The sequence below is a fragment of the Dawidia soli genome, assembly GCF_018598185.1.
Classification (GTDB): domain Bacteria; phylum Bacteroidota; class Bacteroidia; order Cytophagales; family Cyclobacteriaceae; genus Ohtaekwangia; species Ohtaekwangia soli.
In genome coordinates, this window is the sequence record NZ_JAHESC010000042.1 from 1 (window position 1) to 26,263 (window position 26,263).

The window sequence follows — 26,263 nt, forward strand, 5'->3', positions numbered from 1 at the left end:
CCACACGTCCTTCGATCATGCCGCGGGGGCTCGCTTAGTTGTAAAAGAGACAGGCCGTGCGGTTGGTGGGCCGGGTGCCGTGGAGGTGCCGCGGCCGGGGCAGTCCTTGCCGGAAAATTCTCGTCCGGCGGACCCAAAATCGCCCCAACGACAGGCATTCGTAGCGCTTGGCTCCCTGATTTTGTAAATTATTTCGATTTTGTCACAAGTTTTGTTTGTCGTTTGGTCGAATAGTTTTGTTAATCTGCGAAGCTTTGCTACTTTTGTCGCCCCAACACGCACACACACTGCACTACCCACACACAAAATGCCCAGGTGGTGAAATTGGTAGACACGCTACTTTGAGGGGGTAGTGCCTTAACCGGTGTGCTGGTTCGAGTCCAGTCCTGGGCACCCGGCTAGTCCGCTGGATCACAATAGGGAGACAGGAGGACTACACGTTGTAAGAACAGAAACAAACATAACATTATACCGAAGTGGTGGAATTGGTAGACACGCACGTTTCAGGGGCGTGTGTCGCAAGACATGAGGGTTCGAGTCCCTCCTTCGGTACGAAAGGCTTGTCATTGACAAGCCTTTTTTGTTTCTTATTATCTTAAAACACGTTGATATGAATTACTATGTCTATGCTATCCGTAGCTATTCTCGGAACTACATTTATGTCGGCTTAACTGACAATCCGGAAAGACGGCTCCATCAGTATAACACTGGGCTAAATCGAACGACCAAACCCTATGCGCCTTTTAGCTTGATTTGGTCTGAGACTTTTCCATACAGGCAAGAAGCGAGAAATCGAGAGAAGTATTTGAAGAGCGGCGTGGGAAAAGAGTTTTTGAAATCGTTGCTACCAAGATAGACACGCACGTTTCAGGGGCGTGTGTCGCAAGACATGAGGGCCTGCCTGCCGGCAGGTTCGAGTCTCTCCTTCGGTACAAAAGGCTTGTCAACGACAAACCTTTTTTTGTGTACAGAAAAAGATCGTATATTAGGTAACAGCAGTAGTACGGTTGCTGTGGCTGATGTTCCGTGTTATTGGCAGTGCCTGTTGCCAGGTTATGATAAGCAATAAAATACAGGTGTCATTTCCTGATCTTTAGATTTCGTCACGCCAGTTGTAAGGAGTAATGTGTTGGAGTGAAATGGCGTAGCCGGCTTTGCGAGTGGCCGGGGATAGCGGTGAACAAAACAACCCCTTTATGATATGAAAAAGACAGTCCGTTTTTCTCTCATGCTGGCGCTTTGCGCCTGGTTTGTACAATGCTCCACAGACGACACCCGCGAGGTGGCGGTTCAGAAAATTCAGTTTACCGTAGCCTCGACCCTTGACGACGGCACGATCGATGATGCTTTCGTGCGCGACGTTCCCGAAGGGGCATCTGTCAGAATTTCGCTGACGACACCTGGCGGCAAAGCCGTATGGACCGACCAGCAGCTTACCCTGCTGGCGACAGAAGACGGCGGATATGCCACAGAGCCGATACGCCTGGCACGCGGTAGCTATGTTGTGTCTGCGTTTACCATTGTCGACAAGAATGCAGACGAGCTGTATGTGGCGGCCGATGTGGAAGGTATGCTGATTGAGGCGGCTTCATTTGATAAGGTTACTGTTGGGCCGGAGAACGAGAACGTCGCGGCTGTGTTGATGCAAGTAAACCGATGCCATGGCGGGCATGGCAGAAAACCATCCCTGAAAGAATTCGTGCTGAACGGTCGGAGTTATAAGCTGTATTATAACACGTGGGGGGCGGTAGATTCAATCGTGGCAACGGATGCTCCGTTGCGGTATGTGTACCGGGCGGTGTATACAAATGGTCGGCTAGATTCTGTCGGTACGTATGATGGCGGTCAGTATGTGTCGGTGAATAAAGATTTTCAGTACAACAATAAAGGAAAGATCACAGGTTTTAATTATTACTTCCGGTATCCCGGGGCTCCGTGGGATTTGGCGTTTCCGTCCGCCGTTACGTATGACCACCGCGGGCGTGTGTCAGGGATTGATGGCACGACGTTACACTATAATTGGAATAATAATGTTACCCAGTATAATAATGGAATTGATGTGTTTACGTATACGTATGACTGGGGGCGGAATCCATTTAATACGGTAGATAACTTGTTTGTTATTATGGTAGAAGAGCGGTTTATGTGGGAGTATGTTTTCAGTAGAAATAATATGGTGACAAAAAATGATGGTGGAGGTGTGACGAATTTTACGAACGTGTATGATTATCGTGGAAGATTGGTTTCGAATGGAATGTTTGATTTTTACTACTAGCGTTACGTTTTAGCAGAGTATAGTACTTGGTAAGAGGCTGTCTCAAAAGGGCAGCCTCTTTTGAATAAAAAACTTCTCCTTAGAGGATTCTCGCGTTATGGCTTTTTCATTTTTGAGTTGAATCACAGCGGCAAATGTGAGCGGAACCATCACAAATAAGCTCGAGACCAAAAGGATTTTCACGTCAAGAGACTCTTCTAATCTTATTGAAAGTATCATTTTTGGGATTTATTCCAGCTAAGAAGCTCTTCAAAAAGACAAACGTGGGTACGACAACGATAATGATCCATTGCAGCATGGAAGAAACGTATTCTTGAAACCGTTCCTTTTCATCTTTTTTAACTCCTGCCGGATATAGGTAATTGTCCATTCAGGTCGGATGATTTTTTTTAAAAAAAAGTCTTTGAAGTTTGTAATATCCATAGACAAATTTCATAGATCAGTTCTTCGGCAGAACGAATGAGCTTGATAAAATCCACTGTGTTTGGTCTTGATGCTAATTAATTCACGGCTAATACATTGGTGAAAGTTATGGTTGTGGCATCATGCTTATGTCGTAGTGGTGGATAAATTAGTGTTGGATAATGGAGAACACATCGATCTGATTTTCCGAAGTCCCCACCGCCACCTTATTCAGCTCCCGGTTATACACGATCGGAGGGACGCGCTTTAAATAATGAAGGATAGACGACACCTGCTCGCCGGCCGCCACATCTTCCATTTTATCCAGCACCACGCCTGTTTGAATATCGATGATCTTGGGATACTTGTAGAAATCCCACGCGATACCATCGCGTACGCCCACGATATTTCCGAACTCTCCCGAAACGGTAACAGTATTCTTTACTGCGCCCGCTATAAAATCCCACGTAGCCAGGTTATGCGGCGGCAGCTCGTCGTCGGGTTCTGTGGCTCCCAGCAGCACTTCCCGTTCGTTGATAAACGCACCGATGTTTTGCTCCATAAATCGGTCTACTGTCAGAAAGCGGCCATCGTCCAGCAGGGTCGGATCCGCCAGGCAGGCTTCGATATCATACAGGGCGCACACATCCAACGGATGCCACACCCACCCTTTCACCATCAGGAACTTACTATCAGGACTCAGTTCCAGCCGCGAATGAAATATGTCCATCGGCTTTCTGCCGGAGATGTTGGTTACAATCTCCCCTGATTCGATATCCTCGAAATCCAGTTGATCGTAGCGTATCGGGCAGTGGATGAGATAAGTCTTACCTGCCGGTGATGTATAAAATGCTGCAGGATACTCGTAGGTCGTGGCATGGTAATACGTGCGATTGATCTCCCGCAGGAATTTACCCGACTTTAAAAGTACACCCTTGGTGCTGAGATTCTGGTAGACAAATACATACTGACCATCCTGCGAGGTGATACAACGGTCAAAAGGATGGGAGAGAACGAAGCCCGTGCGGCTCACGCTGCCGTCAAGTCCATAAAACGTCCAGTTGGTTCCATCGAGGATCGTGTTACCGAACCAGCAAATAGAGCCATTCCACCACTCGGTGGTAATAGTCTCTTTTTTAATCGTGAACATTGTTTGTTAAAATTGAAAAATCTGTAGCCTTAAAAAATAGTAATGACAATAACTTGTAAAGGCCATGCAAGGCAATGCCATATCAGGTATAGTAAACCTGAGAAAAGAAGAATTCTAAATGGACCGTTAACACACGAAGCCTGATGCAGGATCTACTTTAGACAAATGCTTCTGGCTACAAAGATATAAACATTAAATTAAAAAATGCAAACAGGTATATTTGGTGCTGTTCATTAGAACCTGCAAATTTGCTTAACATCCCGGAGATCGGCGGGGAAATTTATTAGTAAAGTAACACGTGTAAGCCTGCTTCAGCCGTTCCTGTAGCGTTCATTATGAAAACATTCATATTCTCCATTCTTCTGGTTACATCGTGTAGGGCGTTCGCTCAAACACCCATCGATCTGAAAACGTTGATCGGTAAACCGCGGGAGGTTGCCGAACAACAATTGACGGCCTGGAACATCCCGGTAACGCCATCGACCGACGACACCGGTCTTTGGGTGGGGTACGACGAAGGCATCCAGATAAAATTCAAAAAAGATATCATCACTACCATCTGGATCGAGTTCACCGACAGGCGCTCGGGTGCATTTCCTTTTGTGGTTGACGCGGTGGTCACCCCCAACGTCGATATCCGTAACGTGGTGAAGGTCTTGGGAAATCCCAGTGAGACAGAAGAGGGTTTTACGATCGGCGATAAAACATCGGGCTGGGTAAAATGGATCACCAAGGCCTATCAGTTACACTGCCAGGTGAGTGATTCTGAAATTTACATGGTCACCCTTATGGAACCTGACTGGTATCCGGGTAAGGATTGAGGGGGGCACTTTCCAGCTGTCGAACCATTCCAGATTTACCGGGGTCGGGTAGGACTTGTATTTTTAGCTATATTGTCGGATACTAAACACGGAAAACCGCATGATACGGGGTCTTATAAATTTCGGGCTTGTAATATTTTTGGTCCTTTCTTTGTTGATAGCGCTGGCGTACTTCGCCGCGCTCTACGATAAGATCAGTGACCCGCAATTTAAAAATCTTCGCACCGGAGAGTTCATATTCCTGGGAGCGGTCGTGTCGGCTTTGCTTATCGCGGATTATTTTATTGTGAAACGCTTTATAAAATTGATAAGAAAGTCATGAGCCTGAAGCTGACGTCCGTGATCTTTTTCGATCGCTTGGTGAAGTCGTATACCTATGATCGGCATCGTCAGGCCTCTGCGCTCCTGACAATCGAAAACACAGCGCCATGCCCGTCCTGATGTCGATGATCTTCGGATACTTGTAGAAATCCCAGGTAGCCGGATTATGAGGAGGCAGGCTCTCATCAGAGTCCACCGTTCCGAGCAAAACCTCATGATCACTGATAAATGCACCGACATGTTGCTCCATAAATCCGTCGGCAGTCGGCACAATCCCATCGTCCAGCAGCGTCGGGTCCGCCAGGCACGCTTCTATGTCATACAGAGAGCACACATCCCGGGGATGCCATACCCAACCCTTCACCAGGAGAAACCTGTTATCAGGGCTCACCTCCAGCCGTGAATGAAATATATCCATCGGCTTTCTGCTGGAGATATTGGTGACAATCTCGCCTGATTCGACATCCTCAAAATCGAGCTGGTCGTAGCGTATCGGGCAATGAATGAGATAAGTCCTTCCTGCTGCCGATGTATAAAATGCAGCGGGATACTCATACGTGGCGGCGTGGTAATACGGACTATTTATTTCCCAGGAGGATCTCACCTGCTTCAAAAGCACACCTTTCGTACTGAGGTTCTGGTACACAAATACATAGCGGCATCTTGGGAAATGATACACCGGTCAAAGAGATGGGAGAGCACAAAGCCTGTTCGGCTGACACTGCCATCAAGCCCATAAAACGTCCAATTGGTTCCATCGAGGATCGTGTTACCGAACCAGCAAATAGAGCCATTCCACCACTCGGTGGTAATAGTCTCTTTTTTAATCGTGAACATTGTTTGTTAAAATTGAAAAATCTGTAGCCTTAAAAAATAGTAATGACAATAACTTGTAAAGGCCATGCAAGGCAATGCCATATCAGGTATAGTAAAACCTGAGAAAAAACGAATTCTAGTTGGACCGTTAACACACGAAGCCTGATGCGGGATCTACTTTAGACAAATGCTTCTGGTTACAAAGATAGGGATATTAATGTGAGAAATGCAATAGGCTTATTTGCGGCGGCGGCGGATGCGCCTGTTGATGATGGCGAGGAGGCTTATACGCTTCGATTCTGTATGTTTGTAACGCATATTGTAAGAGGCCCACCGATAAGTATGCGTTTTTATTGTAATCTGAGGTAAGATGAGTGACTGGTTTATAACAATCGTTCCGGCCCATGTAACACGTGGCGAAACCGCTGATCTTTTTAAAAAGATCACGAACTGGCTGATGGAAAAAGAAATCATGGTGGAAACCTCGTCAGATTGCGTTTTGGGCGACGGTGAGCAGATGGGGTATAAACCCGGTCGGCGTTGCAAAGATATTATTGAGGATGACAAGGATGGTTTTCTCAGTCTGGACGTAAATGGTATAAAAATTTCGAATGAAAGAGAAGTCTTTCACAACGGCGAATATGGACTGGATGAAGTGCTCTGTCCGGTGTGTCGCGCTAACAACGTTGATACGGATTGGCCAGACGCAGTTGACGCCTGGTATGCTCGTCAGGCCGATCCATGGCGATGTAATCAATGTGGAAACGAATCTCCAATAACAAAATACAAATTTAGACCCACCTGGGCCTTTGGCGAACTGGGTATAACCTTCTGGAATTGGCCGCCGCTAAAAGCAGAATTCCTGGACGAGCTAAGAAGTTTTATAGGCAAAGACATTCAAGTAGTGTACGGTCGGCTTTGATCAATTTTGATTAGAAGAACGAAACCTTTTTTTTAAATATTCGTCTATTCTACTCGATGCCATTACGAGAAGGCCATACGCGAAAACAGGAAAAGAATCGAGGTGCCCGACGAAGGTGAGGCGTATGCGCTGTTTAAAATACGATATACAGGAGCCCGGGCAAGGAAAATGTCCCGGGCTTTATTATTTTGATGAGAAATGACAATGGATGATGTAATAAACGTGATCAGACACGAGATGTCGCAAGTACGAGAAGACCTTCTCGGATGGTTACATCACGACGAACCCCATTTGCACTATCGACCGGTTAACGGTGGGTGGTCGTCCCTGCAGGTGCTGGAGCATATCATGCTGACAAGTCACTTCCTGCTGATTATTATCGACAAGGGCGCCGCCAAAGCAAAGCGGCGCGCATTGACCATGCCAGTTCAGGAGGATTGGGAAAATTATTCCTTTATATCGGATGCATTAAATGAAGTGGCAATTCATAAGTCCTTTTCCTGGGAACGTCCCCTACACATGGAGCCAACCGGAAACTTGTCGTTAGGCGAGGTCAGGGAAAATGTTCGAGCGCAGTTTGTTCGGTGTGAAGCCTATCTGGAACTCCTGAAGCATGGCGAAGGGACCTTGTACTTAACAACGATGACTGTAAATGGAATTGGTAAACTGGATGTGTATCAGTACATCTACTTTCTCATTCTCCATGCGAAAAGGCATCTGACGCAGCTGCAACGCAACAAAGATGAATTTGCCGCAGGGAGGTAAAATCTGTTTATATCGCCGTGCGGACATGGTGTGTCGATGATTCGGGTGACCGGTCGTATATTTTGCTTATTTTACAAGAGACAAAACCAACGTAATGTCTATTCCTTTTGAGCCTGCCATCGGAGACTGGAACGTAAACATCCACCTGATCCTGGAGTATGTGGCTTTTTTTACCGCGTATCGCTACTATGTGTATTTGAAGAAAAACGCGGTGGATCAGATCTCGTCTGGGAACAGGCTCTCGATCATCCTGGGGGCGGCCCTGGGCGCCCTGGCCGGATCACGGATCATGGGATTACTGGAGAACCCGTTGATCGATTTTTCTGCTGTCGATTTTATGCAGCTATACAATGTCAAAACAATAATGGGAGGGTTGTTTGGTGGACTGCTGGGCGTGGAAATTGCCAAAACTATTATCCATGAAAAGAACTCCTCGGGCGATCTGTTCACACTGCCGATCATCGTCGGTATTTTTATAGGACGAATCGGATGTTTTCTGTCGGGCACCAACGAGTTTACCTATGGAACGCCCACTTCATTTTTGATGGCAATGGACCTGGGGGATGGCGTGCTGCGTCATCCGATTGCCCTGTATGAGCTCGTGTTTCTGATGATCCTGTTCGTTGTGATCCGGAATCTTTATTATCGGAATAATCTCGCCAGTGGTACGCTCTTCAAGATCGTTATGCTAAGCTATTTTGGTTTCCGGTTTTTTATTGAATTCATCAAGCCGAATCCCTTCCTATTGCTGGGACTTAGCAGTATCCAATGGCTGTGTGTCGTATGTTTTGTATATTACCGAAAAACTTTGCTGAGCCTGTATGCCTACACGAAAGTACACCTACTATGACTTTACGTTGAGTCTATGTCCGACCTGCCTCAAACGCGTCGACGCAAAGATCGTTTTTGAGGATAACAAGGTGTACATGCTGAAGCGGTGCCCGGAGCATGGTCCGTCCACTGTTATCATCGCCGACGATGTCGCGTACTATAAGAACATCCGGAATTATAACAAACCTTCCGAAACGCCTTATACCTTTAATACCAGGACACACTACGGGTGCCCGTATGATTGTGGTCTATGCCCGGATCATGAACAGCATTCATGCCTGACTGTCGTCGAAATAACGGATCGGTGTAATTTAACATGCCCGACGTGCTACGCCGGCTCATCACCTACCTACGGGCGGCATCGTACCCTGGACGAGGTGAAACGTATGCTGGACGCCGTCGTCACCAACGAACGCGAGCCCGATGTCGTACAGATCAGCGGGGGAGAACCGACGCTTCATCCGCAGCTGTTTGAAATCCTCGACTATGCCAAGTCGCTTCCCATCAAACACCTGATGCTGAATACGAATGGGATCGAGATCGCCAAAAATCCGGAGCTGGTAAAACGCCTGGCGTCATATGCACCTAACTTTGAGATCTATCTGCAGTTCGATTCCTTCCGGAACGAAGTACTTCAGTCTATGCGCGGTGCCCATCTCGTCAGTATACGGGAACAGGCGCTGGAACATCTGAATGCCTTGAACCTGTCCACCACCCTGGTAATGACTGTTCAAATGAATCTCAACGACGATGAAATCGGCCAGGTCATCGACTTTGCGCTCAAGCAACGGTGCGTACGCGGCGTTACGCTGCAGCCCACACAGATCGCGGGCAGATTGGAGAATTTTGACCCCGCCAAAGACCGCATTACGTTAACGGAAGTGCGCCGGAAGATCCTGGAGCAAACCGGTATCTTTAATGCCGATGACCTCATTCCGGTACCGTGTAACCCGGATGCGCTGGTCATGGGCTATGCGCTGAAGTTGGGAGGCGAAGTATTTCCCCTGACACGGTATGTCAATCCCGCGGACTTGCTCGACAATAGTCGCAACACCATCGTTTACGAGCAGGATGAACAGCTCCACAGTAAAATGATCAAGCTCTTCAGTACAGGCAATTCCGTGGAAGAGGCTACCGAAAAGCTGCACTCGCTGCTATGCTGTCTGCCTCAGATCCATGCTCCGTCGCTTACCTATGACAACCTGTTCCGGGTCATTATCATGCAATTTATCGACGCCTATAACTTTGACGTCCGGTCTGTAAAAAAATCGTGCGTGCACATCGTGAACAAAGACTGTAAGATCATCCCGTTTGAAACGATGAATCTGTTCTACCGGGACGAAAAACGGGAATACTTACAGCAGCTTATCAATTGATCACTTTTGGTTTACAACTATGGAAGGACTTGCAGTATTGATCTACCTGTGTTTTGCGATCACCTTTGGTCCGCCGATTCTTTTCTTTGCGATTGGCCTGGTCAAGCGACGCAATGATCCGAAGAACGCCAAATTCTTTCTCATCCTGGGAGCACTCTGGCTTCTTATAGGCGGCGGGATATGCGCCTCTATTCTGACGCAATAAGATGCCATTTTGCAGGTACCATTTGCCTGTATTTGTATACCCGCGTACGGGGTAAGTTGCTACGCGGGAAATCGCGCAACCCGGAGAAAGGTTTATGTCGATACCGGCGGAGTATACCGGCGCGCTGACCTTTCCGACCGGAGAATAGGGCTCCCGATTCGCTGGACGCGCGTCTCCTGCAGGCGCTACATCTTCCACCGGATACGACATGGCATAGTGATAAGCCGTTGCTTCCGGCCTGACAGCGACCGTTTTATTCGTCGTATAGACATACCGTATTCCCGGCTCGCGATGTGTTTCGGGCTGCGGTTCGTTCTCCGGGGCAGGAGCATCCTCCGTCACGACGTCATCCACCGTATCCATACTATCTTTCCCGGCGCCGTCACCGCCATCCTCAGGCGCCCCATCCTTTCCGCGCAGTGCCAATATCTTCGCCGCTCCAAACCTTTTCACTTCGTCAATCTTCCCATTTTCCCGAAACACGCCGTACTGAATTCCGATCGCCAGCATCAACGTCCATCCATCCTCCGGCGGGAGCACATTCATCGCTAATTCCAACGTCGTGTTTCCCATCCCTTCCAGCGAAGGGTTCCAATCTGTCGAAGCAGTTTTCGCATAACAGGCCTGATCATACCACTTCGCCGGCAGGTATTGTTTTTTAGCTATATCGTACCGTATGTCGGGCACAATCCCCAGCGTAATCGTCAGGCGAAACATCGCATGGTTGTTTTGCGGGAAGTAGTTAATATCGCGCAGCAGCTCCGGAATTTCCACGCGCGCCGAGCGATTGGCCCGGTCCAGGGTATAGTATACCGGTGTACGCACGATCGAGTCGAAACTGGGCGCTTTCTTCGTAGTCTGAAAACCCTCGAGGATCCGGGCATGCTCGGAGAGTATAATTTTACGACGTCCCCATTCACCGGTATCGTCGCGTAGTTGTACCAGGCGCATGACGCTGTTGATGTCGCTGCCGAAATTATAGTCTGAAAGCTGCCGGATAGAATGCATCGCCAGGCGCACATAGCTGCCCAGGCGCGAGCAGCCGCCGAACTCAGACATGGTGTGCCGCGTATTTTCAAAGCTGGGGCTTGTCTTGATTTTTTCCCGGCTCGGGCCGCCCTTGCGGCGAACAACGATCTTGTCAACGCCGCGCATACGATACGCGCTGAGCATGTCCAGCTTGCCGGTAAAAGCGAAAGGTCCTTCGAGGAATGGCATAGTCGATGGGTTAGGGTAACGAGAGGATTTTAGCCAACAGCCGCGGTAAACAGACGGTGTCTGAGCCGAAGATAGGCAATCGTTATTTCCCGTCAATCAATTGGATAAATTAAATTTAGAAAAAATGGTTATGCATAAAACATATTCAATAGCTATATAGCGGTTTAATATCTATTGAATAAAAGTTGGTTAACTATTGGATATCTATTCAATATCCTAGGGTTTCAATAGCACGATGCCGGATTTTTCGGGGTACGTCTGTGAGAGTCGTTGAAAAATCGGGAAATTGACCCGATAAGGCGTTTAGAAAGGGAAAATGTGAGGGGAGTGCGCCTTACTTTAACGGTCGAAAGTAAGTAAAATGGTATTTGATTCCGGAGATGGTGAGATATTCAGATCTTCTTTTATTCAACGACCACGTCTTCCTCAATGAAGACCGCATTCTGATTCAAGTCAAAGAAGCCAAACTCATTGTCTTCCACGGCGTATTGATTCTTAACTTGTCAGCCGTAACAGTGCCGCGCTGCACAAACTCCTCAAACAGCGGTCGTATATTCTTTACTAATACCCGCACAACCGATCCTCCCAGCAGCGGGTCATCGGCTGTATCCGCATGCCATTGCAAATGTAGAATAAGGTTGTCGCGGTATAACACGGCATACATGTTGTCGGCAAAGTATACCTGAAGGCCCAGCTTTTCCTGATACCAGGGAACGTCCCGTGCGAGGTCGGCACTGGGAAGGACGGGGATGGTATGGAGGAACGTGGTGCTCATTTGATTTTTTGCTTTTCAGCATCCATTACTCTGTTCCATGCCTTTCGTGTCATGACGATCAACTCCTTTTTCTTACAGTCCCAGATCGAAACATTCTTCTCGCTCAGGACCAGGTGCTGTCCCCAGGTGACATGCGGACCATAGAGCATCAGCGTGCAAACATCGGTAGCGGTGATCAGGTCGCCTGTTTCCGGCAAGTGCGTGTGCGCCGTAACGAGCACCAGCTTGTTGTCGGACGGGTTGTATTTTATAGGGATCAGATTTTTGTGGAGCTGTCGTTTTTGCTTCAGGGTGTTGTTTTTGTCGAACGTCAGAAGGTAATCGTTGCCAAAGACTACAAGACCCTCTTCCTGCGGGCCTGTCAGTATATATACTCTTTTGCCTTGCTGGTCGCTGACGGGAATGAAATTGGGGTTCATGTTTTTGTACGAGCGGAAGAGCGTGTCCGAATTATATTCGTGCAGGGCCGCCTGGCGGATCGCGACCAGGTCTTGCTCGTGTCCGGTCAGCGGCCGCTCCTGTCCATCGACAACGGCCGTCTCGGTGTTGTAGGTGCTGTCAAATGTAAACGTACCGACGGCTTGGGGAGTATCACCTTTTGAAAAGAATACGCAGATGGCTTTGTCATCGGATACATAAGAGAAGTAGCCGCCGACATTTTCCCGGCGTTCGCCATATTTTTTCAGAAAGAGATCGGTGCCGTACCAGGAGGCCATTTCCGATCGGTACAGCAGCGTACCCTCCTGCATGATCTCATCCTGAGATTGCGAATAGGAGCGAAGCCCCAGGGAGATAAAAGCGCAGAGGAAGAAGAGCTTGGTCATACAATGGAGTGTGACGCAAGTTAATATTTTGTTTGGACTTCCCGCTGGGGATGTCTTACGAAGCGATGATGTTGTTCCCCGCGTTCGCAATTGTTTTGGGAGCCCGGTAGTTTAGGGCAGCGGTCGTACCGGCGGTTGCATCGACAGTAACGCCGGTGATCATGGCGGCCAGGTCCGAAGCGAGGAACAAGGCTATGTTGGCGATGTCTTGCATGCGGGGCAGGGCTTTGAGCATCGTGTCGTTTTGCATGCTGTCGAGCACGTCGTTCATCACCCCGGGATATTGCCGGATAGCATCGACAAATACGCGCGAGTCGGGGGAGCCTGCCGAGCGGATGTTCACGGCACGCACGCCGTAGGCGCCCAGCTCGCTTGCGAGGTTTTGTGAGAAGCATTCCATGGCCGTGCAGGCCGGCGCGAAGCCTCCGGTATAGGGATAACCGATGCCGCCGGGCGTGGCGGTCAGTGAAAGTATCACACCCGACCGTTGCTGTTGCATGATCTTGCCCGCCGCGGTAGCGGTAAGGAAAAAGGATTGCAGGCCGATGGTGACAGGGCGCAGGAAATCCTCCAGGCTCATATCGATCAACGGCAGATCTTGTACGGATTGCGTATCGATGAGGCAGAACGATATATCCACGCTACCGGCTGTGGCGATGACGCGGCTGAGGTGCTCGTCTATTTGATTTTTATTCAATGCATCGACAACATCTGCTTCGGCTTGTCCGCCAGCCGTTCGGATCTCATCGGCAACGGATTGAACCGATTCCCGGCGGTGTCCTGTTAAAAATACACGCGCACCGGCCATGGCGAGCGTCCTGGCCACGGTGCGACCGAGCGAGCCGCCCGCGCCGTAGATAACGGCATTCTTGTTGTGTAGTTGCATGGGGAAGTATTATATCATAAAGATAACGGGTGGTGGTCGGGTAATGGCGGTGCTCTTGTGACAACAACGGGTTGTTGATGTGACAAGTGTTTGGGAGACCCAGCGCCTGCCGGCGTTGCGTCAGCGTTGGGTCTCCTCGCCAAATCGTTGTCGTAGCTTCTCCTCTTCGAGGTCCAGTTGTGTTAAATACTTCCGCACCAGCTCCTCATCGAATTCCTCCTTCCGGTTGATCTTGTGCAGCAGCTCGCGCTTGTGCTGGATCAATTCGGTTACAATGGTATGATACCGGTGGCCGCTGTCGGCGGAGACATCCCTTTCAGGCGACACCTGCGCGGCTAAAAAGCGCAGGTCATTCTGGACCGTGGTGCGCAGGTTTTGCAGCGGCATATTCTGGGTAAGGTCTGTGGTATATCTTTCATCGAGCAGGGCGAGCGTTCTTTCGTTCAGCTTTCGCTGGATGATGGCTTCCTGTTGTGTGGCGGGAATGACCACATCGCGGTCGGGCAGTTGCAGCCAGCGGATGACGGCAGGCAGGGTGAGCCCCTGCAACACCAGCGTGATGAGGATGACCATGAACGTGATGAAGAGGATCATGTTGCGTTGGGGAAAGGCCTGGCCGTTGTCCAATAGCAACGGTATAGACAATGCCGACGCCAGCGAGACCACGCCGCGCATACCGGCCCAGCCGAATACCAGCGGCATGCGCCACCCCGGGCTGCTGTCGGCCGTAGTGATGAACCGGCTGATAAACACCGTAAAGACCGAGGCGCCGAGGCAGGAGAGGAGCCGCGTGATGATGATCACGACCGAGATAATGAACCCGTAGAGGATCGCGCCGGGCAGCGCGTCGGGGCCGAGGCCTTCGACGATGACCGGCAGCTCCAGGCCGATAAACATAAAGACCAGGCCGTTCAGTACAAAGCCGAGCGTGGTCCACACGTTGACCCCTTGCAGGCGGCTGATGTGGTTCATGATCTCGTATCGCCGGCTGGAGAGGAACAAGCCACCGCTTACCACGGCCAGCACACCCGACACGTGGAAATGTTCGGCTGTTATATACATGGCGTATGGTGCGATCAGCGTCAGCACGGTATCCATGCTGGGTGTGGTCGGCAGCCAGCGGATGATGGCATAGAAGATCAGGGCAATGACGAGGCCGGTGATCGTGCCCATGACAATGACGATCACAAAGCTGACGGATGCCTGTTGCCAGACAAACGTTCCCGACGCCACGGCCGCCAGGGCAAACCGGAACACCACTAAGCTGGACGCGTCGTTCAGCAGGCTTTCGCCTTCAATGATCGCGACGAGGCGTTTGGGTACCTGCACGCCGCGCATGATCGACGTGGCCGACACCGCATCGGGTGGCGAAATGATACCGCCCAGGAGAAAGCCGAGGGCGAGGGTAAAGCCCGGGATGACGCTGGCCGAAACAACGGCCACGACACCGGCCGTGAGAATGACGATGCCAAAGGCGAAGGAGCCGATCACGCGCCGCCATTTCCAGAAATCTTTCCACGAGGTCTGCCATGCGGCTTCGAAGAGCAACGGCGGCAGGAAGATGAGGAAAATGATCTCGGGGTCAATGGAGATCTCGGGCAGCGCCGGCACAAAGCTGATGGCCAGCCCGCCGAGCACCAGCACGATGGGGTACGAGATCTTCAGGCGCTGGGCCAGCATGACCAGCGCCAGGATGATAAACAATAAGACGATGTAAAGGGTAATGATCTGGGGCATGAAGGAGGCAGTGTGTAGACAAAGATAGTAAAGATTCTGCCTGCCGGCAGTTGCGATCGGGCGACCGATCCTTACAAATTTCCGATTTTTTCAGGGAGGGGAACAGAGGCCCGCCGAAAGTCTTTCAGTTTTTTGCCAAATGTTGATGTATATTACCATCAGACTGCGCGGCGCCCCCGGGCCAGCGATAAACTATAGACTTGAATGGATCGTATCGCTATGCTGGAAAACCTGACAAACTTATACGACCGCGACCTGCGGCGCCTGGAGACAGAGCTGGCTACATTCCGCCGGGAGGAGAACCTGTGGAAGGTTACCGGGCAGATCGTCAACCCCGCCGGCAACCTGGGCCTGCACCTGGTGGGCAACCTGACCACCTACATCGGCAAGAACCTCAGTGGCATAGACTATACCCGCGACCGCCCTGCCGAGTTCTCCCGCCGCAACGTACCCCTGCCGGAACTGTTGGCGATGGTGCGCACCACGCACGGACATGTGATCACTACGTTGCAGAAGCTGAAGCACGATGACCTGGAAGCAAGGTATCCCGAGGACGTGTTGGGGTTTGAAATGACGACGGGATATTTTCTTTTACACTTATTGGCCCACTTGGCGTATCATACAGGGCAGATCAATTATATACGAAGAGCGCTGGAATGATATCCGTGGCATCTCGCACTGACGCACGATGCTTAAACGTCCACCCGTTATTTTCAACGCCATGTGTGTTATTCATCGTGGAGTGGGACTCTTTTAATCAAAATAGAATCGTTTGTATTTTCATTTGTGACATAAACCTCTTTATTCAGAGCAGCGGCGATGTCGTCGAGGTAATCAACAAGGCTGTCGTGATCTGTCTTTGATCTGAATTCTTTCGGATTGAGGTCGTTTTCGATTTCGCTACTGTCAAAGAAGTAGCACATGATATTAGTGGAGCCTATTTTAATGCAGGCTTGGATCACTTCTCTTTCGCCGTTTGAATCCCAGTATTCCTTCACAAGTTTGAAGTCGATCTTGTCATTTGTTATCCCTGTCCTGGCGTCATAAAATTCAACGGTGTATTTTCGATTTACCAAGTCTATCCATTTTTGCCAGTCTGCCCTGGTTATGTCGAGCACGTAGATGTCTCGCAACGATCCGTCCTCAAAATAAATTTCGTCCTTTAATTCCTGCCAATGCATGTGAGTTTGTTATTGAATCCTACAGAAGTTTGAGAAGATCTTTGTTTTTATCGACAACCGCCTGCAGCCGTTTATTCATCTTCTGATACGCCGCTACAACCTTGCGGCCGGTTTCGGTCACTTCGGCGTAGCCGCCTTGCTGTCCGCCCTTTTGGGTGATCACAAAAGGTTTGCGGCCGCGGGTGTTCATTTCGTCTACCATGGCCCAGGCCTTTTTATAGGACATGCCCATCTGGCGGGCCGCCTGGGCGATGGAGCCGGATTCCTGGATCAATTCCAACAGCTCTGCCCGGCCGGGGCCGAAGAATTTTTCGCCGTCAAGGTCGATCCAGCAGCGGACACGTATTTCTTTTTTCATAGGCGGGTATATTTGTTGGTATAGGGGAGTAGTATATTATTTTATCATTCTGCGGGATACGCCAGTCTGGAGACTGGCACAATGGTAGGCACAAGTCTGTGACTCGCGCCAGAGGCCAATATATATAGGGGTTCGCCCCTATGACCCCGGACTTGCTTGCGTCGAATATCATTCAAAGCCATAGTTTTCCCCTGGGTCCAATACCCTCAGTTTCCCGTGTATTTTTCCCTCACGCTCCAACGCCCGCAATACCCGTATGGGTTCGCCGATCGGTTCATCACTCAGGTTGAACGTACCATAGTGCATCGGCACCAACACTTTCGAGCCCAGATCATGAAAGGCCCGCACGGCGTCGGTTGGCGAAATATGCACCGGGTGCATAAACCACTCCGGCTTATAGGCCCCTACACCGATGATGGCCACATCGATGGAAGGAAATGCGGCTCGGGCATCCGCAAAGTGGCTTCCGTAGCCGGTATCACCGCTGAAGTACAATGTATGGTGCTCGCTCTGCAGAACAAACGCACCCCACAGCCGCTTATTGGTGTCATTGAGCCCGCGCTTTGCCCAGTGGCGTGTGGGCAGAAAGTATATATTCAGGTTGGGTGTGGTGGTATATTGCTGATACCAGCCGGCCATTTGGACCGGTGCGCGCCCTACCCACGGGCGCAAGAGCTTTTCCATTTGCAATCCCGTCAGGACGGCCGCCGGGGGGTGGAGCGCCATGACCCTTTTAACAGACTCTTCCTGGCAATGGTCGCGGTGATCGTGCGAGATCAACAGGTAATCCAGTGGTGGGAGCGTTTCGGGCGTGAAGGGTGACGGCGTATAGCGGTGTGTGAGCGGTATATCATAGAATACCGGGTCGATCAGGATGTTTATACCCGCCAGCCGTATAAAAAAAGAAGCATGCCCCAGCCACACGATACAGTCGGCTGTATCATGAATGAAATGTGTGTCGTGCCGGGTCGTTAACCGAAAGGTGTCGGCTTCTTTCTCTTGTTGTTGCGGTTTTGGTCCGAGCTTCCATTTTAATACACTGGAAAGCGTGGGTATATACGGATATTCATGGTTTATAAACCGTCCGCTCCCGTCTACGGGGGTACCGGGCCAATCACCTTTGCAGGTATATAGCGCGGGATTATACGTGTATTGCGTTGCTCGATCCAAGGCGTGTAAAATAGCAATTGTAGGGGGAAACATAACATTTCCCCAAAAATGATTTGGGATTTGCTTTTCTTTGGGCATGGACCTTTTTTTAACGATCGTTCTCGCCCTCAATACCGTTTGGTTTGCTATTGCATTTTGGTTTTTCAGCATCCGGCCACTCCGTGCTGCGCGGTTGCTGGTGCCCTGGCGAGACCGGCATGAGGCTTCTTTTGCGGTGTTAATTCATGCGCTGCGGTTCCTGGGCGGCATGAACCTGGCGTTGGCGCTGTATTCGCTGTTATTGTTATTACATCCCGAGATGTGGGATGTGGCCTTGCAGGTGGTTATACCGCTGATGATCTTTGGTGTGGCGCACGGCAGCCAGTTCTATTTTAATCTGCCCCTGGCCGTTCGCCAGGCACGCGGACAACGTTACCTGTGGCCGGTATGGAACGGGCCGATGCTGGGCATCTTCCTGGTGGATGGTTTACTCTGCGTGCTGAACTTTGCGTGCAGTATACTTCTGTTTCCGCCGACTATTCCGCACTGATCTTACATGCGGGGCTTCCACGGTGTTTCGGGTGCGTTCAGGTCCTGTGTCATCTGGCGGGACAATACAAAGAGATAGTCTGAAAGCCTGTTCAGGTATTTGATCACTTCCGAAGGCACGCCTTCTGCGTTATTCAGACTGATGATGAGGCGCTCGGCGCGACGGCATACCGTGCGGGCCAGGTGACAGAACGATATCGCCTGGTGACCACCGGGCAATACAAAAAAGCGCAGCGGTGGAAGGCCCGCTTCCAGGGCGTCAATTTCTTTTTCGAGCAGTTGTGTGTCGGCCTCGGAGAGGGCGGGGATCTTTACTTTGGTGTTACCCGGCTCGGTGGCCAAAATAGAGCCGATGGTGAACAGGCGGTCTTGTATCTCCACCAACAGGGCCTGGCGGGACTGATTTACCTCCTGGTCGCGTACCAGGCCGATCCACGAGTTGAGCTCGTCGATGGTGCCATAGGTATCGATGCGCAGGTCGTCTTTGGATACACGTTTGCCTCCGAACAGGGCGGTCGTGCCCTGGTCTCCGGTTTTGGTATAGATCTTCATGAATGCACGACGGCCGGTCGGCGGTTGATGGTGTCGTTCTTTTTATCCCATTCGATCAGCCCGTCGCGCAGGCGTATGATGCGGTGGGCGTAGTGGGCGATGTCGTCTTCGTGTGTTACCATGATGATGGTATTGCCGCGGTCGTGCAGCTCCTGGAACAGGTCCATGATGTCGTACGACGTTTTGGTATCGAGGTTACCCGTGGGCTCGTCGGCCAGGATGATGGACGGGTTGTTGACCAGGGCCCGGGCAATGGCGACGCGCTGACGCTGACCGCCGGAGAGCTCGTTGGGCTTGTGGTGATAGCGGTCGGCCAGGTTTACGCTTTCCAGGGCGGCCATGGCGCGGTCTTCGCGTTCGGCTTTGCCGTAGCCGGCATAGATCAGGGGCAGCGCCACGTTCTCCAGCGCCGATGCGCGGGGCAGGAGGTTGAAGGTCTGAAACACAAAGCCGATCTCCTTGTTGCGAACCTCGGCCAGCTGGTTTTCGGTCATTTCGCTGACCAGGTGGTTGTTGAGGCGATAGGTGCCGCTGGAGGGGGTATCGAGACACCCCACGATGTTCATCAGGGTCGATTTTCCCGAGCCTGACGGGCCCATAAACGCCACGTATTCGCCCTTATCGATGGAAATGGTCACATCTTGTAAAGCGTTTACAATGTTGGTACCCATTTTATACACCCTGGCCAGGTGGCTGGTTTCGATGATCTTCATGTTGGATTAGTTGACGATTTAACGGCAGAATTACAAATCATATTTTCATTGAGACGACGGAGTAGTGATAAAAGTTTCACATGCCCGGATCACTTCGTCGTCTTTCAGAATGCGGGTGTGGCCGAGCCCCTCCGTACGCAGCAGCCTGGCTGCCGGATACACCCGCACCAGCGCCTCGGCATGCGCCAGCGATACCTCCCGGTCGCCGGCATCGTGCACGAGCATCAACGGCAGCGGCGCGGGCAGGTGGCGGATAAAATGCAGGGCGGTGAACTCGTCAAAGGGCTTGCCATAGGTGCGCAACACATAGGCTTTGAAGAAGGTGCCGGTGGCGGGTGAGCCCTGGATGGCGCGCAGGTATGTTTGGATGATCTCGTCGCCGATGGTGGGGCTGGCGATGTTGATGAGCTTTTTAACAGGCAAGCCGTGCATCGCGGCCATCAGCACGGCGCCGCCGCCAAAGGAGTGGGCGATGATGGCTTCGGGTATGCCTTTCAGCGCAATGATCTTTTGGAGCGTTTCTTCAAATTCAACGATGTGGGTGGTGGTGCCTTGCGAATGGCCATGCGCGGGGCCGTCAAAGCCGATCACGCTGTACCCCTTGGCCAGCAGTGGTTTTATGAAACGCCGGAACTGCGTGGCGCGACCGGACCAGCCGTGTACGACCAACACGTACGGGCTGCCCGCCGGCGGCCCCGCGACCGGGGTGGGACTCCAGGTATAGGCCTGAATGCGTTTGCCGGCGGCTGCGAACGTAAAGGGCTGCGCAAACGACTCGGCCTTCTTCTCCTTTTCCGGCACCGGATAGCGCACCGGACGGAAGAACAATCGTACAAAGTAACGGTGGGCAAGGCCCGGCGCAACTTTTTCAACGCGCGGGTAGGCCCAACGCACAAATTTCAACAGGGCCGGTGTCTGATCCTTTTTTTTCATCAGGAAGCGGGGTCGACCGTAAAGGTAAAGTCGTTTTGCCGGTAAGCAAAGGTGCTCAGGTCGTATACCCGTTCGGTATACCGCACGTGGTTGTCGTGGTCCACCAACACTACCGTGGAGCAGCGCGTGCCGTAGTTGCCGGCTTTGATGAACATCGACGACAGGGCTTCTTCACGTTCTTGTGTCAGGCCGGTGTCGGGCAGCGCGTCTTTGGCCGCGCGGTGCTCGTCGTACAGTGCGGTGAACAGATCATCGGGCCGGAGGGTCTGCTGCAGCAGGAGCGGTTTGATCTTTTCCTTGCCGCGCACTACTTTGGGCCACGGTGTTTCCAGCAGGTGGTTGCTGAGCCCGTAGAACCCCGGCGGCAGTGTATCGACGCCTTCTTTATAGTTGGAGTAATACCACAGCTGGTCGGGATGGCCCATCACGAGGTTAAAGCCGTTATAGCGTTTACCGTTTTGCGCGATGCGTTGCAGATACGCGTCGGGCGCTTCGGGGCCGGTGAGGTAGTCTGAAACCAGCGCGCCGCGGGTGGGCGCCTGCGGGTCGATGTGCAGCGGGTCGCGGTAGTTGGTCAGCAGGCTGATGCGGCCGCTGCGGGTCATGCCCATCCACGTGCCGCCGCCTTCGAGGTCGCGCCCGCCGACAAGCGTGGGGTGATCTTCCCAGAAATGGGCGTCCTGGGTTTTGCGCTGATAGAACTCGTCGCGGTTGGTGGCGACAACCAGTTTATAGGTCGGGTGGACGCCCACCGCAAAGAATGCGAGACACATGGTGCAAAGATAGCTTACTTGATCCGATACCGGTAATTGCTATTCCACCAAAGCTTTTGCACCCCTCCGTCTTTATCGCGTTCAAAATATAGCTCTTCGCCCAGCTCGCCGTTGTCGCGAATGCGGCGGAACGTATTGTCTTGTGTGCGTTTCCACAGGATCATGGCATGTTTGGGATTGTCGGCCGGCAGGAACATCGTGGCCAGCTTATCGCCCCACGTCGATACCGCAAGCTCGGTGCCCCAGGGCTGGCCGCCGTACAGCCCGCAGAACGGTGTCAACGAGGGATCTACTTTGTCGGCCGGTTTATCTTCCTCGGCTTTGGTGAACAGGGCGCGCATGCCTTCGAAGTATTTGTTCGGATCGGTGCCGATCGCATTGATCAGTACGATGAACGCGAGCTTGTCGTCGGGGCTGAGGATGATCAGGCTTTGATAACCGGGGCAATAACCGCTGTGGCTGACAAAGGTCTTGTTGTCGGTGTGTGTTATTTTGAAACCAAGGCCCCAGCTCGTTTTCCAGTTAGGATCCATGTATTGCACCTGCTGCATCTCTTTCAGCGTTGAGGCGCGCAGTATTTCCGTATCGTCGTTCTTTTCCAGCAGGCGGAACTGCCACGACGCAAAGCGTGCCAGGTCTTCTACCGTGGAAGTATACCCGGCCGCGGGCGCAATGCCTTTCGGATCGAACCGTGGTACCGGCCGGCGCTCGCCTTTGCGGCTGAGCTCGCTATAGCCACTTGCCACTTTTTCTTTTTCACCTGCGGGGAATGTCGTGTGCGTATGGATCAACTGCAGCGGCCGCAGGATGTGCTCTTCCACGTACTGTGTATACGACATGCCGCTGACCTGCTCGACTATATACCCCAGCAGTGTAATACCGAGATTGCTATACTGAAAATAGGTCGAGGCCGGGTAAAGTGTTTGCTGCTCTTTTATTTTCTCGATGATCTGCTCTTTGGAAGGGAAGTTGTTCTCGGTCCAATAAGGAAAGTCGACCTCGCGCGGTAAGCCCGACGAGTGCGTCAGCAGGGAACGTATGGTGATGGGAGCGCTGCCCGGATATACCTGTTTGATCGAGAACCACGGCAGGAGCGAAGCGACGTCGTCGTCGAGGCGCAGCTTGCCGGCGTCGCGCAGCTGCAACACCGCCACCGACGTGAACAGCTTGGAGATGGAGCAGATGCTATAGAGTGTGCTGGCTTCTGCCGGGATCTTTTTTGCTACATCGGCTTTGCCATAACCTTTACTCCAGATCAGCTCCTGATCTTTGACGATGCCCACGGAAATGCCGGGCAGCCTGTCGTAGTCGACCTGCGCATCGAACCAGGCATCCAGCAGCTTGATGGCTTCGGCATACGCCGGTGGAACCGATTGCGCGTGTGTGTGCACAACGGGAAACAGCAGCAGTATGAGCAAAATTCTTTTCATGACGAGGGTTGTTGGCTTCAATATAGAAGTATCCGGGTGGGGAGAGGAATTGTTTTCAGGATGAAAGGTTGATACGAGGGCCTCCACGGTTCAGACGTGTCCTCACCGGACGGTGACGGCCGGCGCGGTTGTCGCTAAAACAACTCGAGCTGCTCGGGAAGAAGTGTAAAGGATTTGCGATGGTAGGGGGTAATGCCGCGCTGGCGGATGCCTTCACGGTGTGCGTCTGTAGGGTAGCCGGCATTCGTTTCCCAGCTGTAGCCGGGGTAATGCGCTGCCAGCGATGTCATCAGGTCGTCGCGGTAGGTCTTGGCCAGGATCGACGCCGCGGCGATCGACAGATATTTGCCGTCGCCTTTGATAATGCACTCGTGACGGATGTCGAGGTACGGCACAAACCGGTTGCCGTCAATGAGCAGCAGGGAGGGCATCACGGTAAGCCGTGCGATGGCGTGGTGCATGGCCTTGAACGATGCGTTCAGGATGTTGATGGTGTCGATCTCTTCGTTGCTGATCTCTGCCACGGCCCAGGCCAGGGCGTCGCGCTGCACATCGATGCGCAGCAGCTCACGTTCGGCCTTGGTAAGCTGTTTGGAATCGTTTAACAGCGGATGGCTGTATTTTTTTGGGAGCACGACGGCCGCCGCCACCACCGGCCCTGCCAGGCAGCCGCGTCCGGCTTCATCGCAACCGGCTTCAATATGATCGTCGGAAAAGGAGGCGAGTAACATGAGCGGGTAAAAATAAGGAAAGTCGGACGCAGAAAAAATGTGATATATTGCCGGCTACGAGTTTTTTATGGCAGAGAAGCGTGCAAACCCTTGGACAACGTTGTCGGGCGCGGAAAAATATGACAATCCCTGGATCAACGTGACCGAGTACCAGGTCATCAATCCCGGCGGCGGCCGTGGCATCTACGGCAAAGTTCATTTTAAAAATAAAGCCATTGGCATTGTTGCGCTCGATGCGGAAGGTTACACCTGGCTGGTGGGACAATTCCGCTATACGCTGGAGGAATTTCACTGGGAAATTCCCGAAGGCGGCGCGCCCGCCGGGGAGGACCCGCTCGTTGCCGCGCAACGCGAGCTGCGCGAAGAAACCGGCCTGATAGCCCGCAAGTGGTCTGTGCTGGTAAAAGTGCACACCTCCAATTCGGTAACCGACGAGGAGGGTGTTGTCTTCCTGGCCGAAGACCTGGAGGCGGGGCCTCAAACGTTGGAAGAAAGCGAAGCCGACCTGCAGGTGCGCCGCGTGCCCTTAAAAGAAGCTGTAGAGATGGTCATGCGCAGTGAAATAACCGACAGCATGAGCATGGTCGGCCTGCTGGCGGTCGCCCGCACAAAAGGACTGGCATGACCTTACGCACGCACTTCCGCGAAAATCTTATCCTGGCCCTGCCCGTCATGCTGAGCAACCTCGGGCACGTGCTCATGGGCGTAACCGATACCATGATGGTGGGCCACCTCGGCGCAGAATCGCTGGCGGCGGCCGGCCTGGCGCTGGTGGTCTTTAACGTCTTTATGTTGTTTGGCGTCGGCGTGTCGTATGCCATGACGCCGCTGGTGGCCGCCGCGCACGGTGCCGGCGATACGAGCACCATCGCGGCCGTGGTGCGACACGGCCTGGTCGTGAATGTGCTGAACGCCCTGGCCCTGGTAGGGGTGGTGACGGTCGGTAAGAACGTATTGTATTACATGGGGCAATCGGATGCGGTGGTAGCGCAGGCGTTGCCCTTCCTCGACATCGTGGCCTGGTCGCTTGTGCCGATGATGGTCTTCCAAACCTGTAAGCAATTTGCCGAAGGCATGTCCAACACGCGCGTGGCGCTGATCGTGATGGTGGCGGCCAACCTGCTGAACGTGCTGCTCAATTACATATTTATCTATGGCCACTTCGGCATGCCGGCGCTGGGCCTTACCGGTGCGGCGTGGGCTACCTTTACGTCGCGCGTGTTTATGGCGCTGGCCATGGCCGCGCTGGTGTACGCGTTGCCGTCCTTTCGCAGCTACCGCGCGGGATTCGGCGTGGGCGATTATGCGCGGCCGTTGTTCCGACGGTTGCTGGGGCTGGGTATTCCCAGCGGGGTGCAGTTTATTTTCGAAGCGGCCGCGTTTGACTTTTCGCTGGTCATGATGGGGTGGTACGGCGCCCGTGTGCAGGCCGCTCACCAGATCGCGATCAACCTCGCCTCGCTCAGCTACATGACGACCGCCGGCCTGGGTGCCGCGGCGACCGTGCGCGTGGGCTATTACCTCGGGCGGCAGGACGGTATCAATATGCGCCGGGCGTCGTACACGCTGATCGTGATGGCGATGGCGTTTATGAGTGTCTGTGCCGTGGTATTTGTCGTGTTCCGCCAGGTGCTGCCCACCTGGTATGTGCATGACGCCGACGTGGTGCCGCTGGCGGCTACGTTGCTGATCATTGCCGGCATGTTTCAGCTTTCCGACGGTATGCAGGTCGTGTGCGCTTCGGCGTTGCGCGGTTTACAGGATGTGAAGATCCCCTCGCTGTTCATCTTCCTGTCGTACTGGGCCATCGGGTTACCGCTGGGCTACTGGCTGGGCTTTCACGCCGGCGTGGGGCCGGTCGGCATCTGGTGGGGGCTGGTGGTGGGGCTGACGCTCACCGCGACCGCCCTGTTCATCCGGCTGCGCTGGGCCCTGCGGCGCATACCTTGAATAATAATTTAGTAACTTCATCGCTATACCTACCGAATCATTTCTCACTATGACAGGCAAAGCCGTACGGGTTTCACAAACCACGATTACCGAATTGATGATACCCGCGTACGCCAACTTTGGCGGCAAGATCCACGGGGGCATATTATTATCACTCATGGACAAGGTCGCTTATGCTTGCGCCAGCCGCCACGCCGGCACGTACTGTGTAACCGTTACCGTCGACAAGGTCGAGTTTTTACAGCCCGTAGAAGTGGGCGAGCTGGTATCGCTGCACGCCTCGGTAAACTACGTGGGCAACTCGTCCATGATCGTGGGGATCCGTGTAGAGTCGCAGAACGTCAAGCTCGGCACCGTCAACCATACCAATTCGTCGTACTTCACCATGGTGGCCAAAGGCGACAACGACAAGCCCGTAACGGTGCCGCCATTGATCCTGGAAGATGGCGAGCAGGTGCGCCGGTTTATCGAAGCCATGCGCATGAAAGAGATCCGCCAGAAGATGAAAGAAGAGATGCACGACGCCAAGTCGACGGTCGACCTCAGCCAGGCGACGGAAATGCTGCGCGCCGAGCGGTGCATCATTCAAATGGCTTGAAAATGTTATCTTCGTAACAACG

28 protein-coding genes and 2 tRNA genes are annotated in these 26,263 nt (G+C 52.4%); 14 read left to right on the plus strand and 16 right to left on the minus strand.

The genetic code is table 11. The features are described from left to right. Window positions 1–309: 309 nt before the first annotated feature. The 4 genes from KK078_RS23070 to KK078_RS23085 all read left to right on the plus strand — a co-directional run bounded on the left by KK078_RS23070 (window position 310) and on the right by KK078_RS23085 (window position 2,275). Window positions 310–393: transfer RNA gene (locus KK078_RS23070), tRNA-Leu, on the plus strand. 77 nt (window positions 394–470) lie between these two features. After that, window positions 471–552: transfer RNA gene (locus tag KK078_RS23075), tRNA-Leu, on the plus strand. Between the two features lie 58 nt (window positions 553–610). Then, window positions 611–856, plus strand: coding sequence for a GIY-YIG nuclease family protein (locus tag KK078_RS23080; protein ID WP_254092688.1), 246 nt, complete (start codon window positions 611–613; stop codon window positions 854–856). A 345-nt stretch (window positions 857–1,201) separates the two neighbouring features. Continuing rightward, the gene (locus tag KK078_RS23085; protein ID WP_254092689.1) at window positions 1,202–2,275 is read left to right on the plus strand and encodes a hypothetical protein; all 1,074 of its coding nucleotides are present in this window, start codon (window positions 1,202–1,204) and stop codon (window positions 2,273–2,275) included. A 571-nt stretch (window positions 2,276–2,846) separates the two neighbouring features. On the opposite strand, the gene KK078_RS23090 is transcribed toward KK078_RS23085, so the two are convergent. Continuing rightward, on the minus strand, window positions 2,847–3,827 hold the full coding sequence (locus tag KK078_RS23090; protein ID WP_254092690.1) for a hypothetical protein: 981 nt from the start codon (window positions 3,825–3,827) through the stop codon (window positions 2,847–2,849). Between the two features lie 335 nt (window positions 3,828–4,162). Here KK078_RS23090 and KK078_RS23095 point away from each other — a divergent pair, with 335 nt between their 5' ends. Continuing rightward, on the plus strand, window positions 4,163–4,648 hold the full coding sequence (locus KK078_RS23095; RefSeq protein WP_254092691.1) for a hypothetical protein: 486 nt from the start codon (window positions 4,163–4,165) through the stop codon (window positions 4,646–4,648). Between the two features lie 316 nt (window positions 4,649–4,964). Here the strand turns inward: KK078_RS23095 and KK078_RS23100 are convergent, their stop codons facing one another. Continuing rightward, entirely contained in the window at window positions 4,965–5,582 is a 618-nt protein-coding gene (locus KK078_RS23100; RefSeq protein ID WP_254092692.1) for a hypothetical protein, read from the minus strand. A 573-nt stretch (window positions 5,583–6,155) separates the two neighbouring features. Between KK078_RS23100 and KK078_RS23105 the strand changes: the two genes are divergently transcribed. The 4 genes from KK078_RS23105 (at window position 6,156) to KK078_RS23120 (ending at window position 9,679) form a co-directional block, all read left to right on the plus strand. Further along, window positions 6,156–6,707 (plus strand): hypothetical protein, encoded by a 552-nt coding sequence (locus tag KK078_RS23105; protein WP_254092693.1) that lies wholly within the window; start codon window positions 6,156–6,158, stop codon window positions 6,705–6,707. 237 nt (window positions 6,708–6,944) lie between these two features. Further along, window positions 6,945–7,472, plus strand: coding sequence for a DinB family protein (locus KK078_RS23110; RefSeq protein ID WP_254092694.1), 528 nt, complete (start codon window positions 6,945–6,947; stop codon window positions 7,470–7,472). Between the two features lie 94 nt (window positions 7,473–7,566). Then, entirely contained in the window at window positions 7,567–8,322 is a 756-nt protein-coding gene (locus tag KK078_RS23115; RefSeq protein WP_254092695.1) for a prolipoprotein diacylglyceryl transferase, read from the plus strand. Next, entirely contained in the window at window positions 8,294–9,679 is a 1,386-nt protein-coding gene (locus KK078_RS23120) for a radical SAM protein (RefSeq protein ID WP_254092696.1), read from the plus strand. Before KK078_RS23115 ends, KK078_RS23120 begins: the two co-directional genes overlap by 29 nt. On the opposite strand, the gene KK078_RS23125 is transcribed toward KK078_RS23120, so the two are convergent. The 5 genes from KK078_RS23125 to KK078_RS23145 form a co-directional block, all read right to left on the minus strand. Further along, the gene (locus KK078_RS23125; RefSeq protein ID WP_254092697.1) at window positions 9,672–11,102 is read right to left on the minus strand and encodes a hypothetical protein; all 1,431 of its coding nucleotides are present in this window, start codon (window positions 11,100–11,102) and stop codon (window positions 9,672–9,674) included. The genes KK078_RS23120 and KK078_RS23125 overlap by 8 nt on opposite strands. A gap of 448 nt (window positions 11,103–11,550) precedes the next feature. Next, window positions 11,551–11,877 (minus strand): VOC family protein, encoded by a 327-nt coding sequence (locus tag KK078_RS23130; protein WP_254092698.1) that lies wholly within the window; start codon window positions 11,875–11,877, stop codon window positions 11,551–11,553. Continuing rightward, entirely contained in the window at window positions 11,874–12,701 is an 828-nt protein-coding gene (locus KK078_RS23135; protein ID WP_254092699.1) for a hypothetical protein, read from the minus strand. The genes KK078_RS23130 and KK078_RS23135 overlap by 4 nt, the downstream gene beginning before the upstream one ends. Before the next feature lie 55 nt (window positions 12,702–12,756). Continuing rightward, on the minus strand, window positions 12,757–13,587 hold the full coding sequence (locus KK078_RS23140; protein ID WP_254092700.1) for an SDR family NAD(P)-dependent oxidoreductase: 831 nt from the start codon (window positions 13,585–13,587) through the stop codon (window positions 12,757–12,759). A gap of 120 nt (window positions 13,588–13,707) precedes the next feature. Beyond that, entirely contained in the window at window positions 13,708–15,324 is a 1,617-nt protein-coding gene (locus KK078_RS23145; RefSeq protein ID WP_254092701.1) for a Na+/H+ antiporter, read from the minus strand. Window positions 15,325–15,528: 204 nt separating this feature from the next. On the opposite strand from KK078_RS23145, the gene KK078_RS23150 reads away from it, so the two are divergent. Beyond that, a complete protein-coding gene (locus KK078_RS23150) occupies window positions 15,529–15,984 on the plus strand; it encodes a DinB family protein (RefSeq protein WP_254092702.1) in 456 nt (151 codons plus the stop codon). A gap of 68 nt (window positions 15,985–16,052) precedes the next feature. On the opposite strand, the gene KK078_RS23155 is transcribed toward KK078_RS23150, so the two are convergent. The 3 genes from KK078_RS23155 to KK078_RS23165 all read right to left on the minus strand — a co-directional run bounded on the left by KK078_RS23155 (window position 16,053) and on the right by KK078_RS23165 (window position 18,033). Further along, window positions 16,053–16,505, minus strand: coding sequence for a hypothetical protein (locus KK078_RS23155; protein WP_254092703.1), 453 nt, complete (start codon window positions 16,503–16,505; stop codon window positions 16,053–16,055). A gap of 19 nt (window positions 16,506–16,524) precedes the next feature. Then, complete coding sequence (locus tag KK078_RS23160) at window positions 16,525–16,863, minus strand: winged helix-turn-helix domain-containing protein (protein WP_254092704.1); 339 nt, start codon at window positions 16,861–16,863, stop codon at window positions 16,525–16,527. 168 nt (window positions 16,864–17,031) lie between these two features. Continuing rightward, the gene (locus KK078_RS23165) at window positions 17,032–18,033 is read right to left on the minus strand and encodes an MBL fold metallo-hydrolase (protein WP_254092705.1); all 1,002 of its coding nucleotides are present in this window, start codon (window positions 18,031–18,033) and stop codon (window positions 17,032–17,034) included. A 76-nt stretch (window positions 18,034–18,109) separates the two neighbouring features. Here KK078_RS23165 and KK078_RS23170 point away from each other — a divergent pair, with 76 nt between their 5' ends. Further along, window positions 18,110–18,562, plus strand: coding sequence for a hypothetical protein (locus KK078_RS23170; protein WP_254092706.1), 453 nt, complete (start codon window positions 18,110–18,112; stop codon window positions 18,560–18,562). A gap of 2 nt (window positions 18,563–18,564) precedes the next feature. On the opposite strand, the gene KK078_RS23175 is transcribed toward KK078_RS23170, so the two are convergent. The 6 genes from KK078_RS23175 to KK078_RS23200 form a co-directional block, all read right to left on the minus strand. Continuing rightward, the gene (locus tag KK078_RS23175; RefSeq protein ID WP_254092707.1) at window positions 18,565–19,113 is read right to left on the minus strand and encodes a cob(I)yrinic acid a,c-diamide adenosyltransferase; all 549 of its coding nucleotides are present in this window, start codon (window positions 19,111–19,113) and stop codon (window positions 18,565–18,567) included. Then, a complete protein-coding gene (locus KK078_RS23180) occupies window positions 19,110–19,826 on the minus strand; it encodes an ABC transporter ATP-binding protein (protein WP_262898775.1) in 717 nt (238 codons plus the stop codon). The genes KK078_RS23175 and KK078_RS23180 overlap by 4 nt, the downstream gene beginning before the upstream one ends. Window positions 19,827–19,871: 45 nt before the next feature. Next, the gene (locus tag KK078_RS23185; protein ID WP_254092708.1) at window positions 19,872–20,759 is read right to left on the minus strand and encodes an alpha/beta hydrolase; all 888 of its coding nucleotides are present in this window, start codon (window positions 20,757–20,759) and stop codon (window positions 19,872–19,874) included. After that, on the minus strand, window positions 20,759–21,532 hold the full coding sequence (locus KK078_RS23190; protein ID WP_254092709.1) for an NRDE family protein: 774 nt from the start codon (window positions 21,530–21,532) through the stop codon (window positions 20,759–20,761). The genes KK078_RS23185 and KK078_RS23190 overlap by 1 nt, the downstream gene beginning before the upstream one ends. A gap of 14 nt (window positions 21,533–21,546) precedes the next feature. Then, a complete protein-coding gene (locus KK078_RS23195) occupies window positions 21,547–22,962 on the minus strand; it encodes a serine hydrolase domain-containing protein (protein WP_254092710.1) in 1,416 nt (471 codons plus the stop codon). A 134-nt stretch (window positions 22,963–23,096) separates the two neighbouring features. Beyond that, on the minus strand, window positions 23,097–23,693 hold the full coding sequence (locus KK078_RS23200) for a ribonuclease HII (RefSeq protein ID WP_254092711.1): 597 nt from the start codon (window positions 23,691–23,693) through the stop codon (window positions 23,097–23,099). 67 nt (window positions 23,694–23,760) lie between these two features. Here KK078_RS23200 and KK078_RS23205 point away from each other — a divergent pair, with 67 nt between their 5' ends. From KK078_RS23205 to KK078_RS23215, 3 genes are read left to right on the plus strand one after another with little or no spacing between them, the layout of a single operon-like run. After that, complete coding sequence (locus KK078_RS23205) at window positions 23,761–24,318, plus strand: NUDIX domain-containing protein (RefSeq protein ID WP_254092712.1); 558 nt, start codon at window positions 23,761–23,763, stop codon at window positions 24,316–24,318. After that, window positions 24,315–25,643 (plus strand): MATE family efflux transporter, encoded by a 1,329-nt coding sequence (locus KK078_RS23210; protein WP_254092713.1) that lies wholly within the window; start codon window positions 24,315–24,317, stop codon window positions 25,641–25,643. The genes KK078_RS23205 and KK078_RS23210 overlap by 4 nt, the downstream gene beginning before the upstream one ends. A gap of 49 nt (window positions 25,644–25,692) precedes the next feature. Beyond that, window positions 25,693–26,241: an acyl-CoA thioesterase gene (locus tag KK078_RS23215; RefSeq protein ID WP_254092714.1), complete on the plus strand. Its 549-nt coding sequence runs from the start codon at window positions 25,693–25,695 to the stop codon at window positions 26,239–26,241. Window positions 26,242–26,263: the final 22 nt, after the last annotated feature.